This window comes from Guyparkeria hydrothermalis (assembly GCF_023555385.1).
Classification (GTDB): domain Bacteria; phylum Pseudomonadota; class Gammaproteobacteria; order Halothiobacillales; family Halothiobacillaceae; genus Guyparkeria; species Guyparkeria hydrothermalis_A.
In genome coordinates, this window is record NZ_JAJSED010000001.1 from 996,972 (window position 1) to 1,013,166 (window position 16,195).

The window sequence follows — 16,195 nt, forward strand, 5'->3', positions numbered from 1 at the left end:
GATTCGACCCGCCGCCGGAACGATGATCCGGCACGGGTCAGTCACGATGGTACGGGTGATTCTGGTGCAACGACCAGGCGCGGTAGAGCTGCTCGGCGACCAGCACGCGTACCAGCGGATGTGGCAGCGTCAGCGCGGACAGACGCCAGGTCTCGTCGGCCCGCTGCCTGAGGGACTTGGCCACGCCGTCCGGGCCGCCGATGATCAAGGCGACGTCGCGTGCCTCGACTAGCCAATCGCCCATGGCAGCCGCCCACTGCCGGGTATCCCGGTCGCGACCGCGCTCGTCGAAGAGGATCACGCGCGCGCCCTTGGGGATGGCCCGCTCGATCCGCTCGGCCTCCATCGTCTTGATGCGATCGATGTCGGCGTTCTTGCCGCGCGGTGCAGCCGGGATCTCGGTCAGACGTACCGGGCAACCGGCCGGCAGGCGCTTGAGGTAGGTCTGCGTGCCCTCCTCGGCCCAGTCCGGCAGCTTGTGCCCGACACTGATCAGCTCGATCCGCACCCGACTTACGAGTCCGAGGCGGACGGGTCGGCGGCTGGCGCCGACCAGAGCTTCTCGAGCTGATACAGCGTGCGAGTCTCCGGCATCATCAGGTGAACGATCACGTCGATGAAGTCGACCAGCACCCACTCGGTCTGCGGCGTATCGTCGCCCTCGACGTTCATCGGGCGCATGCCGTGCTTCTTGAGCTCCTTGACCGCTTCATCGGCCATGGCCCGCAGGTGACGGTCCGAGGTGCCCGAGGCGAACACCATGTAGTCGGTGAAGTTGCAGCGCTCGCGAACGTCGAGCTTGACCAGATCGACGGCCTTGAGGTTCTCGAGCGCGGTTACGACGTGCTCGAGGATTTCCTCGGCCGGCATCGGCGGGGTCTCTTTGACCGGCTCGGTGCGGGAGGATGGCGGTTGGTTGGCAGTCATGCGAAAAACCTTGGCTTGAGGCGGCTCGGGCCGCCCGTGATTCAAAACGGGGTCGATTCGGCGTCGAAAGACGGCAAATGGTCGACCGATCCGCCAATGCGGTCAACCACGGCGGTCAACCAGAAGCAAAATATGCAGAGACCGGATCGGGCACCAGGTAGCGCAGCGACCGCCCCTGCTCGACCAGCGCACGGAGCGTGGTCGCAGAGATGTCCAGCCGGGTAATGGTCACCGGCACGATGCGCCCGGCCGGGGCACCGGCCAGTTCGCCTGGCTCGACCCGACGCTCGGCCAACCATTTCGCGGCCGCCCCGGTGGCCTCCGAGCCCGGCCGGGTAGCCACGGCGATATGCGCGATCGCGAGGATGCGCTCGACCTCGTGCCAGTCCGGCAGGCCGTTGAAGGCATCCATACCCATCATCAGCACCAGTGGCTCGCCCGGGAATTCCGCGGCGAACTCGTCCAGGGTGTCGGCGGTGAAGGACGGCCCGGCCCGGCGGTGCTCACGGTCGTCGAGGACGAAACCCGGCTCGTCGGCGATCGACCGGGCCACCAGGTCCAGGCGGGTGGCCCGGTCGAGCAACGGCTCGCCCCGGTGCGGCGGGATCGCCGCCGGCACCAGGTGCACACGCGACAGGCCGAGCGTCTCGGCCACCTCGGTGGCAAGCCGCAGGTGCCCGATGTGGACCGGGTCGAAAGTGCCACCAAAAATCCCGATCATCGTGCGGCTCAGTGACGCGTCTCGCCGTTACCCAGCACGATGAACTTCTGCGAGGTCAGCCCCTCGAGACCGACCGGGCCACGGGCGTGGATCTTGTCGGTGGAGATGCCGATCTCGGCGCCCAGACCGTATTCCATGCCGTCGGCGAAGCGCGTCGAGGCGTTGACCATTACCGAGGCCGAGTCGACCTCGCGCAGGAAGCGACGCGCACGGGTGTAGTTCTCGGTGACGATCGTGTCGGTGTGATGCGAACCGTAGGTCTCGATGTGCTCGATCGCCGCATCCAGCCCGTCGACCACGGCCACGGCGAGGATCGGCCCGAGGTACTCCTCGAACCAGTCCTCCTCGGTCGCCGCGGTCATCGACGGCACGATCGCCCGCGACCGCTCGCAGCCACGCAATTCGACATCCAACTCGCCGTAGCGCCTGGCCAGATCCGGCAGTACGGCCTCGGCAACCGCCTCGTCGACCAGCAGCGTCTCCATGGCGTTGCAGACGCCGTAGCGGTGCGTCTTGGCATTGACCGCGATGGCCTTGGCCTTGTCGAGATCCGCGTCCGGGTCGATGTAGACGTGGCAGACGCCGTCGAGGTGCTTGATCACCGGCATACGCGCCTCGCGCGAAACCAGCGCGACCAGCCCCTTGCCGCCACGCGGGATGATCACGTCGATCGCCTCCGGGCTGTGCAGCATGGCGGTGACTGCCTCGCGGTCGGTAGTACCGACGATCTGCACCGTCTCCGCCGGCAGGCCGGCGGCCTCCAGCCCGTCACGGATGCAGGCGGCTAGCGCCTGGTTGCTGTGGATGGCCTCCGAGCCGCCACGCAGGATGGTGGCGTTGCCGGACTTCAGGCACAGGGCCGCAGCATCGATGGTCACGTTGGGCCGTGACTCGTAGATGATGCCGATCACGCCCAGCGGCACGCGCATATGCCCGACCTGGATGCCCGACGGACGGAAGACCGTGTCGGTGATCTCGCCGACCGGGTCCGGCAGTGCCGCGATCTGGCGCACGCCCTCGGCCATCTTCTGGATGCCGGCGGAATCGAAGGCCAGCCGGTCGAGCATGGCATCGTCCAGTCCGTTGGCACGCCCCGCTTCGAGGTCCTTCTTGTTGGCCTCGATCAGCGTGCCCGTATGCTCGACCAGTTGGTCGGCGATTGCCGTCAGGGCAGCGTTCTTCGCGTTGGTATCGACGCGGGACAGCGCCCGGGCCGCGCGTCGGGCCGCCTGGCCCATCGCCTGGATGGTTTCGGTCACGGTCTTGTCGTTGGCCATCGTCACCAGTCTCCTGATCATTGCCAGGACGGGAGCACCCGCCCGTCGTCATTCATTGTCTTGTGTCGTGCCGGATCAGCGTCCGGGCCGACTCGCGTGCAGCATCACCTGGTCCAGCAACGCCCAGACCCGGGCACCGCCATCGGCGGCATTGCAGCCCTCGCCGAGGCCCTTGATGCAACGGTCGACCTCGGCGCAGCCGGCCAGCAGCCGCTGCCAGGCACTCGCCGGCAACATGCGTGCCCGCGCCTGGTAGCGCCGGGCGAGAAAGGCCGGGATGCGCGTCTTCTTGAAACCGGCCTGGTCGTTGCCCGCCAGCGCCACCAGCGCACGCAGATCGCGGGCGATCACCCACAGGATCAAAAGCGGCTCGGTGCCCTCGGCCCGCAGTCGCGAAAGCAGGTAGAGCGCCCGCTCGCGATCCGCTGCCAGGATCGCGTCACTCAGGGCAAAGGTATCGACCCGCGACTGGTTGGCCAAGCCCTGGGCGACCCGGGCGGCGTCCACCGGCCCCTCGAGGTCCATCAGGGCAAGCTTCTCGATCTCCTGGGCGGCCGCCAGCAGATTGCCTTCGACCCGCCCGGCGATCAGCTCGGCGGCATCGCGCGTCAGGTTGACGCCCTGCGAACCGGCCCGCTGCGCCACCCAGTTCGGCAGCGCGGCCAGTGGGATATCGTTGAAGCGCACCGCCACGCCGGCGTTCGCCAGCGCCTTGAACCAGGCGCTCTTCTGCAGCTGGTTGTCCAAACGCGGCAGGCTCACGATCCAGACGTCCGACTCGCCACCGCCCTTGATCCGATCAGCCAGCGCGGTCAGCGACTTGGAGCCGACCCGACCGGGCTTGCCCGTCGGCAGGCGCAGATCGATGATCCGCTGGCTAGAAAAGAGTGACAGGCTCGCTCCCTGGCTTTCCAGCGTGCCCCAGTCGAACTTGCCGTCGACCTCGAAGCGCAGCCGCTCGTCGCAACCGGCCTCACGGGCTTTGGCGACGATCGCATCGCGTGCTTCCTGGATCAGCAACGGCTGATCACCGCCCAGGACATAGAGCGGCTCGAGTCCGCGCGCCAGTCGCTGCTCGAACTCCGGCGGCTTGACGACCACGCCCGGGTCAGCCCCCCTCGCCGGGTGCGATCAGGGTGTCACGATCCACCGGTGCGAGCAGGCGGTAGAAGAGCAGCTCACCGACCAGTTCACCCAGCTCGCTGCGGATCTGCCGCTCGTTGCTCGATGAGGCGAGCACGCCAGTCGCGTCGTAGTTGTAGTTGCGCGCCTGACTGATGCGCTGCGTCGGCGTGCGCGAGCCGTCGGGCAGCTCGATGTGATAGGTCACCTCGTGGCGCAGCTCGTACTGACGGACGTTGGCGGTCGGGTCGACCACCGAGGCACGGCGCTCGATCGATTCGTCCTCGACCACCAGCTGGGCGGTCGCCTGACGGGAATCCTCGACCAACTGAGCATTGGCGTTGGCAAACTGCTGCTCTAGTGTGCGGTACACCTCGCCCGAGCGAGACAGCCCCGAGACATGCACCCGCTCGAAAGTGGGCGCTACCTCCGTCATGCCCCGCAGGTGATAGCCGCAACCGGCCAGCGAACCGACCATGCCGAATGCCATCGCCGTCGCCAGACAGAAGGAAAGTGCGCGGAGTCCCTGCCGCGCAGGTGTCATGTCCCGGGTCGTCATCACTTTGCCACCACGATATTGACCAGTTTGTTCGGCACGACGATCACACGCTTGATCTCGCCGTCCTGGGTAAAGCGCCGGACATCCTCGTTCTCCAGCGCCTGCGTCTCGATGGCGCCCTTGTCGGCGGATGCCGGCACCTGGATCTTCGCACGCAGCTTGCCGTTGACCTGAACCACCATCTCGATCTCGTCACGCACCAGCGCCTTCTCGTCGAGCGTCGGCCAGGGCGCATCCGCAATGGTGCCCTTCCCGCCGACCTCGTGCCAGAGGGTGTGGGTAACGTGCGGCACGATCGGCGCGAGCATGCGCAGCATGTCCTGAATGACGGCGGCCACGACCGCTTCTCCGGCCGCATCATTCGCCTCGAAACGAGCCAGATCGTTGAACAGCTCCATGTTCGCCGCAATCACGGTGTTGAAGGTCTGGCGCTTGTCGATGTCGTCGGTGACCCGACCGATGGTCTCGTGGAGCTTGCGGTACAGGTCCTTGGCCGCCGCGTCGGCATCGGCGAGCCCGTCGGCCGACTCGATCCGGCGGGTCAGGTCGACGCCGGCGGCTTTGCGCTCGGCCACCTGACGCCACAGGCGCTTGAGGAAGCGGTGCGCGCCCTCCACACCCGAGTCGGACCACTCCAGACCCTGATCGGGCGGTGCGGCGAACATCATGAACAGACGCACGGTATCGGCGCCGTACTCCTCGATCAGCTCCTGCGGATCGACCGTGTTGCCCTTGGACTTGCTCATCTTGGCACCGTCCTTGTTCACCATGCCCTGAGTGAGCAGGCGGGTGAACGGCTCGGCGCAGTCGGCCGGAATCAGGCCCTCGTCGCGCATCAGCTTGTGGAAGAAGCGCGCGTAGAGAAGGTGCAGCACGGCGTGCTCGATACCGCCGACGTACTGGTCGACCGGCAGCCAGTAGGCGGCGCGCTCGTCGAGCATCGCCTCGTCCGAACCGGCGCTGGCGAAACGGGCGTAGTACCAGCTCGACTCGAAGAAGGTGTCGAAGGTATCGGTCTCGCGCTCGGCCGGATTGCCGCACTCCGGGCAGGTGGTGTCGATGAAGTCGCGGTCGGACTTGATCGGCGAGCCCGGCCCTTCCATCACCACGTCGGTGGGCAGGACGACCGGCAGGTCCTCGTCGGGCACCGGCACCGGGCCGCAATGCTCGCAGTTGATGATCGGGATCGGGCAGCCCCAGTAGCGCTGACGCGAGACGCCCCAGTCGCGCAGGCGGTAGTTGATGGTCTCCTTGCCCTGCCCGGCCTCGGCGAGCTTGGCGACGATCCGATCGAAGGCCGCTTCGCTGGAAAGCCCGGTGAACTCGCCCGAGTCGATCAGCGTGCCCTTCTCGGTCATCGCGCCTTCACCGAAATCGTGTGCGGGCTCGCTGCCCTCGATCACCGGCTTGATCGCGAGATCGTGCTTCTTGGCGAACTCCCAGTCGCGCTCGTCGTGGGCCGGCACGGACATCACCGCGCCGGTGCCGTATTCCATCAAGACGAAGTTGGCCACCCACACCGGCACCGACTCACCGGTCAGCGGGTGCGTGGCCGTCACGCCCAGCGGCATGCCCTTTTTCTCCATGGTCGCCATGTCGGCCTCGGCGACCTTGGTGTGGCGGCATTCCTCGCGGAAGGCGGCAATCTGCTCGTCTTTCAGGCCGGCGGCCACAGCCAGCGGATGGTCGGCGGCGACGGCGAGATAGGTGACGCCGAACAGGGTGTCCGGACGGGTGGTGAACACGGTCAGCGGCTCGCCACTCTCGACGTCAAAGTCGAGCTGCACGCCGCGCGAGCGGCCGATCCAGTTGGCCTGCATGGTACGCACCTGCTCGGGCCACTGCTCGAGCTTGTCCAGGTCCTCGAGCAGCTGGTCGGCGTAGTCGGTGATGCGGATGAACCACTGCGGGATCTCGCGGCGCTCGACCGGCGCACCCGAGCGCCAGCCGCAGCCGTCGATGACCTGCTCGTTGGCAAGCACGGTCTGGTCGACCGGGTCCCAGTTGACCACCGCGGTCTTCTTGTAGGCCAGCCCCTTCTTGACCAGGCGGGTGAACAGCCACTGCTCCCAGCGGTAGTAGTCGGGGTCGCAGGTGGCCAGCTCCCGGTCCCAGTCGTAGGCGAAACCGAGGCGCTGCAGCTGGCCGCGCATGTAGTCGATGTTCTCGAAGGTCCAGCGCGCCGGGGCCGCCTTGTTCTTCAGCGCCGCGTTCTCCGCCGGCAGCCCGAAGGCATCCCAGCCCATCGGCTGAAGGACGTTCTTGCCCAGCATGCGCTGGTAGCGACTGATGACGTCGCCAATGGTGTAGTTGCGCACGTGCCCCATGTGCAGCCGGCCGGAGGGGTACGGGAACATCGACAGGCAGTAGAACTTCTCGCGGGTCGGATCCTCGCGGACGTGGAATACCTTGTTCTCTTCCCAGAAGCGTTGCGCCTCGTCCTCGACTTTCGCGGGGTTGTATTGCTCGTGCATGTGGGACTGTTTCTACCTTGGTTATGTGCGTCTGCCCGGACGCGGGGCCACGATCGTCCGGGACACGTTGCGTTCGAGGCCGGCCTTCGGCCACGATAAAGCCACCTGTTCAATGGCAACGCCCCCGGCGCAGCGTCGCTCGATATCCGACAACGCCACCGGGGGCAGACCAGTGCACTAGAATACCGAAAGGAGCCACCCCCTGCACGACTCGACAAGCACCATGTCGACCGGCACGTGGCCCATCCAGCCGGCAACACGGAGGCCAGAGCGAATGACCGATACCCGCCACGAGCACAGCGAAACCTACGAAGCCCTGCGACACGGCTACTACCAGTTGCTCGAACGGATCTATGCCCGCCTGCTCGACGAGCCCGGCCACAAGCCGGCCGATCGCGCCCGCATTGCCCAGTTGGCCGAGGAAGAGGCCTCGACAATCGACACCGAGGATTTCCGCCACGAAATCGTCGAGGCGGTGAAGGACGACCTGGAACACACCCGCGAGAGCCTCGCCAGCGAGGGCGAGAGCATCCGCGACACCCTGCGCGACTGGGCGGGCGACGTCGGCACCCGACTGCTCTCGATTGCCGACCAGACCGACGTGACACTCGAGCAGATCCGCAACGATGCCGAACGCACCCGGCCGCGCGAATGGGTGGCCGGCCACGTCACCAGCCCGAAGCGCCTGAAGTGCACCAACTGCGGCGAGATCCTGCATCACGAGACGTTCGGCCCGCTACCCACCTGCCCGGCGTGCGGCGGCAACTCCTTCCGTCGGCCCTGAACCTCTCCTGCTCCCGGCCCTGACCGGCGAAATCAAGCCCCCGGGAGTGAATGCCACCTGCCCCTGCCCTGAGTGATTACGGCGCAGAGTCGCCTCCCATCCCGGGGGCTCTTTTGGGGCACCCAACCGCGCGGACAGCGGAACCTCCAACGCCAATCGGGTCCAAAGCCGGACGACATCTGTCTTTCGAATCCGCATTGGAGTCCGTCATGCGACGAGGACTGGTTCTTTTCCTGTTTCTGACCTGCCTGCCGGCCTCTGGCGCCTGGGCGATCAGCGTGCCGCCACTCGCCGAACCGGCCTGGCTGGCCGAACACCTCGAGGCGCCCGACCTGGCCATCATCGAGGTCTCCAACGAGACCTCCTTCCTGTTCAACGGGCATATCCCCGGCGCTCGGCTGACCACGAAGTCCGCCTGGCGCGAGCAGGACGAGGATGGTGCCCTTGTCCACCTTCCGGCCGAGACGCTGCAGACCATGTTCCGTGATCTGGGCGTCAACGACGGTGACGGCGTCATCATCTATTACAAGGGCAACGACATGAACGAGGTGCTGGGGGCCTACTACCTGTTCTGGCTCCTGCACACCCTCGGTCATACCAACGTCGGCATGCTGGACCAGGGCTGGCATGGCTGGCAGCAGGCCGGCGGGCCGGTTGAAGACAGCCAGCCCGAGACGACGCGCGGGGATTTCGTCGCCCGCCCGCTGCCGGCTCTGGTGCTAACCACCGACGAACTGGCTGCCATCCGCGAGGACTACCCGGTGGTCGACGGACGGCCGGCCACGCATTTCGCCGGCACCGACAAGTTTCCCGCCAACCCCAAGTACGGCCGCATCGAGGGGACAATCAACAAGCCTTGGGAAGATTTCGTCAACGAAACAGACGACGGCCGGCTTTACATGAAGCCCACCAGCATCGAGTCATTCTTCGAGGAGCACGGCGTCACGCGGCAGACGCCGTTTCTGATCACCTGCCTGGGCGGGACCGGCGGCGCGATCGATTACGCGATGTTCTACCAGGCGGGTTTTCGCAACATGCGGGTACACGATTCCGGTCTGCGTAGCTGGAACGCCCGCGACCTGCCGCTCATCCAGCCCGACTCAGACAGCGAAACCGCAGGGCAGAACGACAAGGCCGAGTCGGACTGACCAACCGCGCCGGGCAAGACCGGGCGCGGGTCGGGCCTGATATCAGGGGCGACGCTCCCGCTCCTGCTTGCGCTGCCGGTTGACCACACCCGCCAACTGGGTCTGGAGGCCGGCCAACAGCTCCCAGACATCATCCACGGTCAGCAGACCGACCAGCGAACCATCATCCTGGACCACGGGCAACCGACGCACCCCTTTGGTCTCCATGATCTCCATGGCGGTGAAGAGATTGTCCTGTGCTCGCACCGTGATCAGCGGGCCGGAGGCGATCTCCCGCGCCGACAGATCGGCGGGATCGAGCCCGGGCACCATCACCTCGAGGACCAGATCACGATCCGTGACGATGCCGACTGGCTTGCGGCCGTCCTCCACCACCACGACATCGCCGACGTGCTCCTTTCGCATCAGGGTCGCGGCTTCCTGGGCGGAATCGTCCGCCCCGATGGTGATGACTTCCTGGTTGCAGATTTCACCGACATGCATGGCATCTCTCCTCTGATAACGGGCCGGCCCATGGCAAAGGACCAGAGTCGGGCCAACCAAAACGGGCGCCTTTCGATCACCCCGTCGTGTGGTGCTTGCCTTCAACGTGCACGGTGCTGGCTGTCGGCCCATCCTCGCCCTGGACCTCGGAGAAACGCACCGTCTCGCCCCCTTGAAGCTTGTCGAAGTCGTAATCCACCACGCTGTTTCGGCTGAAGTTAACCTCGCGCCCATCCGCGGCCAGAATCACACCGAAGCCATCCGGGGCCAGCTCGACGATGCGACCGTGGGGCGGGGCCTCATGACGCTTCACGTCACCACGCTGCTTCGCCGCGAATGACTGCAATTGGCTCTGCATGGCCTTGAATGCGTCGCGGACGGCGACGTACGGGTCTTCGTGCGCATGGTTCTTCGACGGGTCCCGACTGGCGACCAGCTCACCGGTCGGCACCGTGACGTCGATCACCACGTGGTAGAGATTCCCCTTGGTATGACGGTTCTGGCTCGGCTCGACCACCACCCGACACGACATGATGTGTTCGTAATAGCGCGTCAGCCGGGCCACATTCTCGCGGATCTTGTTGTCGAGAACCTCGGAACGGTTCAGGTGCCGGAATTCGATCTCGAGGGGGAAGCTGATCTCACCATTCATCGCATGCTCTCCTGGGATGACACGCCCGGCGACTGCACGGCCGCGACGGACGCACGGGACGGTTGCCTAGGTATCAGTTTAGGCAAGGTTTGCCGAATGACACGGCCGATATAGCGAGAGGACTGGAGCGGCGGCTGGCGGCTTCAGATCAGCTCGATAGTGGCGATTTCCAGACGAAACGCACCCGGCTGACGATCGGCGACCAGAAAACCGAAACGCTCGATCTGCATCGGATTCAATGGCGACGCATCGGAAAGGGCTCGGCCGCGGAACACGGCCTCGAAGTCGGACCACGGCAACGTGATGCTCAACCAGCCTCCGTCAATGGTGTCGAAGCCGGCGGCATAGGAGGCGCCGTCCGGTAGCGACTCGGTGCCGACACGGCACTGGTAGCGGCGTCCATCGCCGCGCAGACGGATCGAAACACCATCACTGCCGGCCAGCGTCCCCGTGGGAACCGGCCGACGCACGGAAGCAAAACCGCCGCCCCGCTCTAGAGACAATGTGCCGCTGAAGACCCCACGCTCGCCCTCCACCGCGAAGCGCCCGACGGACATGCCGCCCATCACCACATCATTCACCGCCTGCCAGCGGCCGGCCTCTTCGGGTGTGTCAAATCTCAACCACGTCGTCATTGAGTCATGATCTCCTTCTACGGACCGATCGGTCACATCTTCTCCTTGATACCGGCCCGGATCAGCCACCAGTTCACCGGGTAGCTGGTGATGAAGCCGAAAATCATCGCGATCTGCATCAGAAACCAGAACTCCGGCATGGTCGGATTGATCGGATGCTCCCAGACCCGGGCCGCCAGAATGAAGTGCGCCACGGCCATGAAGCCGTACATTCCCACCTGCCATGCCGTCAGCGAGAGCGCGTCCGCCTTGATGGCCTGGATCAGGCCATCCATGGGGTTAAGGTTCCGCATCGGCTTGATGGTGAAGTACTGGAAGGCGATGCCGAAGATGAAGGCAAGGACGTAGTCGAAGATCCACACCGCGAAAATCTTGCCCGTCTCGTCGTCCGCGAAAAGCGTTTTCCAGCCGAACCAGACGGCGATGGCCGGCAGCCCCACGGCCAGGAATTCGGCCGTCACGTCACCGAGCGTGCAGCCGCTGCCACAGTGGGTCGTTCCTTTGCCCACCATGACCGTGAACGGCGTCCGGGCAAGATTCGGCGGTGTCTGCTCCCGCGCCTTCGCCGCCATCATCTTCTCCCGCGTGGCCAGCCGACCCCAGCGGAAATAGCCCCAGACCGCAATCACGGTGCCGAACAGGGCGGTCACCGGCCAGACGACATTCATGATCCACATGTGCTGCCGGTGTCCCCGCAGCAGATCGACAACGATGACAAGCGACGACAGACCACCCAGCAACAGCATTGCGACCGATAGCTGGCTGAACCAATTCGGGATCATCGACACGACTCCTCTACTGGAAAATGAGGCCGGCGAAACGGCCCTGAGACAATGGCTTGGTTTGCTATGGACAGGCCCTGAGCATGGACACCGAGAGTCGGTGTTTTCAAACCGTTTCGAAACGATGGAGGGAAGCAGCGGGTTCGACGAACTCCCGCTTCGGCTCGAGGGTCTATGCTTGACCACGACAGGCAAATCCCATCGATTCTGAGCCAAGTTCCAACCGAACGAGGAGGTATTGCCATGCGCACGATTGTTGCCGCAACCGCCCTGACCCTCGCCTCCACCGCCCTGGCGCCTCCCGTCCTGGCAGCCGAAGACGAACCCTGGAAGAAGCCAGGCTGGGAACCGATCAGCGAGGAGGAACGCCAGCCGGCGACACCGGACCAGATCGACTCGAGTGCCGTCGACGTCCAGGAGAACCGGGGCGTCAGTTATATGACCGGCGGCCTCGGGTCGGGCGAACGGGCCTGGCTTGAACAGCACGGAACGTCCTTCCCGGTGACCCTGCAGTTTTCGAAGGGTCAGCGAGGCGCATTTGTCTCCTCGGTGAACGTCACAATCCACGATCAGAGTGGGCAGACACTGTTCGAGGCGACGACCGACGGGCCGCTGATCTATATCGACCTGCCCGCCGGAAACTACCAGACCACGGTCAACTATCGTGACCACGTACGCGACTTCGATCTGCGGGTACCGTCGAGCGGACGGACCAGCAAGTCGATCAACTTCCCGTAAGCCAGGCAGCCAACGAAAAAAGCCCGGACCCGCGCCAAGCGGTCCGGGCTTTTTCTTGATAGTTGGCAAGGCCGGCCTTGGCCGCGTTCCCATGCCCGGATGTCATGCCGCACGGTGTCCCGATGGTCCTATTCCAGCCCCCTTTCCGCACGAATGACCGCCTATCGCGGCGTCAAATGCCGATTTCCATCTGAGCCCCTCTTCTTCGTCAGCGGAACGGACCCGTTCCGCCGCGGTCTTACGACGGAAACAACTGAGTTACCTGGACCGGCCTGAGCCGCATGTCCGGTCGCGCGATCTCCCGGCGCCCTAGCGGGCGCTACCCGAGGCGCCCCGAACGACGGGCAGGCCTGCGGATCTTCGACAGTCAAGCAATTGCAAGGAGTTGGGCATGTTCGTAGCGCTACTGAGGTATGGATCGGCGGGCCTGTTGCTGGCCGGCTGGGCAGGTTCGGTGTTGGCATTTGGTCCCACAGAGTGGACCCAGTACCGAATGGGTCCCGAGCACAATGCGGTGTTCGACGATGGGAAAGACACTGCCCTGCCGGATGCGCACTACCGGACCGGTGATCAGGTGCGTGCGACTCCGGTGATCGTTGACGGGCGGCTGTATGTCGGCAACCACGCCACCGGCGGTTTGTTCGCATTCTCGCTGGACGACGGAAGCACCCTGTGGACCGACAACCACCCGTGGTTCCGCCACGCGCCCAATTGGGTGCATGCCGAAACCATTACGGACGGCAAGCGCTTGTATGTGGCTTACGGGAATCGGGTCTTCCAGAGCGCCGGGGTCCGCGGCACCGGCAGGAGCGGCGTCATGGCGGTCGACCCGGAAACGGGCGGTACGTTGTGGAACCATCCCACGGTGGGCGAAGTGATGCCCACGCCAGCGCTATGGAATGGCCTCCTGTATGCCACCACCGGCGGAGCCAACCTGCGGGCGATTGACCCCGAGACCGGCAAGCTGGCGTGGAAACTCGAACTGCCGGGCTGGGTCAGCATGTCGTCTCCGGCGGTCACCGATGACGGGATGCTCTACGTCGGCACGATGGATGCCGTGGTGGGTGTCGATCTCGAGCAGCAGAAGATCGTTTGGCAGCATGACGAGATCGGCAGCTTTACCGACGTGCCGCCGGCCGTTGGCAAGGACAACGTGGTCGTCATCACCGCGGTGAAGGCCTATGCCAGTGCCACCAAAGAGGAACGCGCGCAGTTTCCGGACACCGGCAAGGGTTACATGCACTTCATCTACGGCTTCGATGCAGCCAGCGGGAAACTGCTTTGGAAAGACCTGCTGGGTAGCGGGCCGAAACAGAACAACAACACCTCCGGTGCCCCGGCGATTGCCGATGGCCACGTCTACGTCGGCAGCCCATACACCAAGTCGGTATTCGCCTACGACGTCAGCAGCGGCGAGAAACTCTGGGAGCACCCGGCACAAGACAAGGTCAAGGGGGCTCCGGCCATCGCGGATGGTCTTGTCTTCTTCGGCGACACAAGTGGCCTGCTTTATGTCGTCGATGCCGAAAGCGGTGATGCCCTCAAGCGCGAGAACGGCAGCCCCCTGCCACCGCGCAAACTGGGCGGCTCGTTGAACAACACGAAGAACACCGCGCTGGCGCCGGCTGGGCCCGTCGTGATCGGCGACACCCTGTTTGTCGGCAGTCAGGACCGCTACGTCTATCGCATCTCGATCCCGGACTGGATCAACCAGTAAGCGCTCGGCCCACGGCAGGCGCACCTGAGCCTGCCGGACCGGCAATCGCGTAGGCCCGGTCCGAGGCCGATTCCGTCCGCGGAGGTCACCACACGCCGCCGCGGACGCTCATATCCCGACCACGGGACGGACCAGGCGGTCGATCACCGTCCCGCAAGATAGTGACCAACAAAAAGAGCCCGGATCGCTTGGCGCGAATCCGGGCTCTTTTCTTGCGATTTGGTGGAGCCAGGCTCGGCCTCTGCCACATTTCACCCGGTCTCAAGCGCTATCAATGAGACTCTATGCGGTTGATGTGGCTGAGGTTTCACCCTTCGCCTCCTGTCAATTCGTGTCAGGAAAACGCATGCCATCGCAACGTTTTGGATAGTTTTGAGACGGGATATTGTCGCCTCGCAAGTCATTGATATGGCCTTCCGAGCCCACCTTCAGGACACCCGTCATGCCGAAGAAAGTTGCAGAGAAAAGCGCCGTCGAAATACGCCAGATCCAGAAGCCGGGACTTCATGCCGTGGGTGGCGTGCCCGGTCTACTCCTTCAAGTCACGCCATTCGGCTCCAAGAGCTGGGTGCTACGCGTGAGGGTAGGCAACAAGCGCCGGCACTTTGGCTTGGGAGGCTTCCCGGAAGTCACGTTGGCGATGGCCCGAGACGATGCTCGGGAATGTCGCCGGCGAATCCGACAAGGCATCGACCCGGCCGCAGAGCGCCGGGCGGCCAAGGAACGTCTACTCGCCGAGCAGGCAAAAGAGGTCACCTTTGCCGAGGCCTCTCGTCAGTACCACCGCTCTAAGAGCGTCGAATTCAAGAGTCGAAAGCACAGCAATGACTGGATCAGCTCTCTTGAGCGAGAAGCTTTCCCGGTCATCGGTCACCTGCCGGTATCGGAGATCACCCTGCCCCATGTCTTGAAGACACTTGAGCCGATCTGGCTCGAGCGTACGGAAACGGCCACACGCGTCAGGCAACGCATCGAGGCCGTTCTCTCCTGGGCCACCGTGTCCGGCTATCGTCAGGGAGATAACCCGGCTCGTTGGCGCGGCAACCTCGACGCTGTGCTTCCCAAACCAGCAAAGATCAAGAAAAAGGCCAACTACCCGGCCCTGCCCCGCGAGCGGCTGGGCGAATTCATGCGCGAGTTGAGGTTACGAGCTGGGATGAGTGCCCGAGCCCTAGAATTCCTGATTCATACGGGTGCACGCTCAGGAGAAGTTCGCGGCGCCACATGGGACGAGATCGACCTGGACAGTAGGCTCTGGACCATCCCAGCAGAACGGATGAAATCCGGGAAACCGCACCGTGTCCCCTTGAGCCCTCACGCGATCGGCATTCTCGCGGACCTACCAAGGCTGAATTCACTCGTCTTCCCCGCGGCCCGAGAAGGAAAGATGTCGGACATGGCGATAAACAACGTCGTGCGCCGCATGCACGAAGCCCATATCAAGCGGGGAGGAAGCGGCTACATCGACCCATTTCGAGACGGACAACGAATCGTCCCCCACGGATTCCGATCGACGTTCAAGGACTGGGCGAGGGCCGATACCTCTTTCCCAGACGAGGTGTCCGAGCTCGCCCTGGCTCACGTGTCGACCGACGCCACCCGTGCAGCTTACGCGCGAGACGAATTGCTGGACCAAAGAAGGGCCTTGATGACCGACTGGTCTCGCTACATCGCCACTGAAATGAAAAAGGCCGCTAAGCCCAAGTAGCTTCGCGGCCTCTCCTCTTCGGCTTACGCTTCACTGAAGGCTTTCCGCCTCTGCTCAAGGGCAAACTTGTCTAAGTCCGGCACATACCAGCGTGTGCAACCTGGACTCAACCTGATCGGCTGCGGCGCTCGGCCAGAGCGTGTCCACCGCCACCAAGTGGCCACACTGACAGAAAACCGAGCTGCCGCGACTTTGTCACTCACGTACAACGTGTCCATGTCTTCCAAATTCCTCAGAAATTAAAGTGGGTCGCCCCTCGTTTGTTGCTCCATGCAAGCTAGATCCTGCCATACGCAAGGAAACTCTACCACCATCATTGTCGGTTTTTTCTTTTAAAAACAGCATGTTGGTGCTCTAACCAACGAAGCCAACCAGACAAAAGAGCTCTTTTTCAAAGAAATCCGGTGACATTATGATCTCGACTAATCAAGCAGAAGATTTTCCATTAAATCCCCGCAACCCGGTTCG

General features: G+C 64.2%; 16 protein-coding genes. 5 read left to right on the forward strand and 11 right to left on the reverse strand.

Annotation, left to right across the window (positions count from 1 at the left end):
* Positions 1-37 precede the first annotated feature (37 nt).
* The 7 genes from rlmH to leuS all read right to left on the reverse strand — a co-directional run bounded on the left by rlmH (position 38) and on the right by leuS (position 7,080).
* Positions 38-508 carry a 23S rRNA (pseudouridine(1915)-N(3))-methyltransferase RlmH gene (rlmH, locus tag LV476_RS04630; RefSeq protein ID WP_250073899.1) on the reverse strand — a complete coding sequence of 157 codons (471 nt, stop codon included), beginning with the start codon at positions 506-508 and terminating at the stop codon, positions 38-40.
* Positions 509-513: 5 nt separating this feature from the next.
* Positions 514-927 (reverse strand): ribosome silencing factor, encoded by a 414-nt coding sequence (rsfS, locus tag LV476_RS04635; protein ID WP_250073901.1) that lies wholly within the window; start codon positions 925-927, stop codon positions 514-516.
* Between the two features lie 115 nt (positions 928-1,042).
* Positions 1,043-1,648, reverse strand: coding sequence for a nicotinate-nucleotide adenylyltransferase (gene nadD, locus LV476_RS04640; RefSeq protein WP_250073904.1), 606 nt, complete (start codon positions 1,646-1,648; stop codon positions 1,043-1,045).
* Between the two features lie 8 nt (positions 1,649-1,656).
* Positions 1,657-2,925: a glutamate-5-semialdehyde dehydrogenase gene (locus tag LV476_RS04645; RefSeq protein WP_250073906.1), complete on the reverse strand. Its 1,269-nt coding sequence runs from the start codon at positions 2,923-2,925 to the stop codon at positions 1,657-1,659.
* 75 nt (positions 2,926-3,000) lie between these two features.
* Positions 3,001-4,026 (reverse strand): DNA polymerase III subunit delta, encoded by a 1,026-nt coding sequence (gene holA, locus LV476_RS04650; RefSeq protein WP_250073908.1) that lies wholly within the window; start codon positions 4,024-4,026, stop codon positions 3,001-3,003.
* Between the two features lie 7 nt (positions 4,027-4,033).
* Positions 4,034-4,591 (reverse strand): LPS assembly lipoprotein LptE, encoded by a 558-nt coding sequence (gene lptE / locus LV476_RS04655; RefSeq protein ID WP_250073910.1) that lies wholly within the window; start codon positions 4,589-4,591, stop codon positions 4,034-4,036.
* 14 nt (positions 4,592-4,605) lie between these two features.
* Positions 4,606-7,080 carry a leucine--tRNA ligase gene (gene leuS, locus LV476_RS04660; RefSeq protein WP_250073912.1) on the reverse strand — a complete coding sequence of 825 codons (2,475 nt, stop codon included), beginning with the start codon at positions 7,078-7,080 and terminating at the stop codon, positions 4,606-4,608.
* 274 nt (positions 7,081-7,354) lie between these two features.
* Between leuS and LV476_RS04665 the strand changes: the two genes are divergently transcribed.
* Both LV476_RS04665 and LV476_RS04670 read left to right on the forward strand, forming a co-directional pair.
* Entirely contained in the window at positions 7,355-7,864 is a 510-nt protein-coding gene (locus LV476_RS04665; RefSeq protein WP_250073914.1) for a zinc ribbon-containing protein, read from the forward strand.
* A gap of 209 nt (positions 7,865-8,073) precedes the next feature.
* A complete protein-coding gene (locus tag LV476_RS04670) occupies positions 8,074-9,012 on the forward strand; it encodes a sulfurtransferase (protein ID WP_250073916.1) in 939 nt (312 codons plus the stop codon).
* Between the two features lie 42 nt (positions 9,013-9,054).
* On the opposite strand, the gene LV476_RS04675 is transcribed toward LV476_RS04670, so the two are convergent.
* The 4 genes from LV476_RS04675 to LV476_RS04690 all read right to left on the reverse strand — a co-directional run bounded on the left by LV476_RS04675 (position 9,055) and on the right by LV476_RS04690 (position 11,564).
* Entirely contained in the window at positions 9,055-9,495 is a 441-nt protein-coding gene (locus LV476_RS04675) for a CBS domain-containing protein (protein WP_250073918.1), read from the reverse strand.
* A gap of 76 nt (positions 9,496-9,571) precedes the next feature.
* Positions 9,572-10,147, reverse strand: a complete 576-nt coding sequence (locus LV476_RS04680; protein WP_250073920.1) for an HPF/RaiA family ribosome-associated protein — start codon at positions 10,145-10,147, stop codon at positions 9,572-9,574.
* 143 nt (positions 10,148-10,290) lie between these two features.
* The gene (locus LV476_RS04685; protein WP_250073922.1) at positions 10,291-10,782 is read right to left on the reverse strand and encodes a CIA30 family protein; all 492 of its coding nucleotides are present in this window, start codon (positions 10,780-10,782) and stop codon (positions 10,291-10,293) included.
* Positions 10,783-10,814: 32 nt separating this feature from the next.
* Positions 10,815-11,564: a DUF4396 domain-containing protein gene (locus LV476_RS04690; protein WP_250073924.1), complete on the reverse strand. Its 750-nt coding sequence runs from the start codon at positions 11,562-11,564 to the stop codon at positions 10,815-10,817.
* A 243-nt stretch (positions 11,565-11,807) separates the two neighbouring features.
* Here LV476_RS04690 and LV476_RS04695 point away from each other — a divergent pair, with 243 nt between their 5' ends.
* From LV476_RS04695 to LV476_RS04705, 3 genes are all read left to right on the forward strand, one after another.
* A complete protein-coding gene (locus LV476_RS04695) occupies positions 11,808-12,302 on the forward strand; it encodes a hypothetical protein (protein ID WP_250073926.1) in 495 nt (164 codons plus the stop codon).
* Between the two features lie 430 nt (positions 12,303-12,732).
* Positions 12,733-14,019, forward strand: a complete 1,287-nt coding sequence (locus LV476_RS04700) for a PQQ-binding-like beta-propeller repeat protein (protein ID WP_250073927.1) — start codon at positions 12,733-12,735, stop codon at positions 14,017-14,019.
* Positions 14,020-14,461: 442 nt separating this feature from the next.
* Positions 14,462-15,727: a tyrosine-type recombinase/integrase gene (locus LV476_RS04705; RefSeq protein ID WP_250073929.1), complete on the forward strand. Its 1,266-nt coding sequence runs from the start codon at positions 14,462-14,464 to the stop codon at positions 15,725-15,727.
* Positions 15,728-16,195 lie beyond the last annotated feature (468 nt).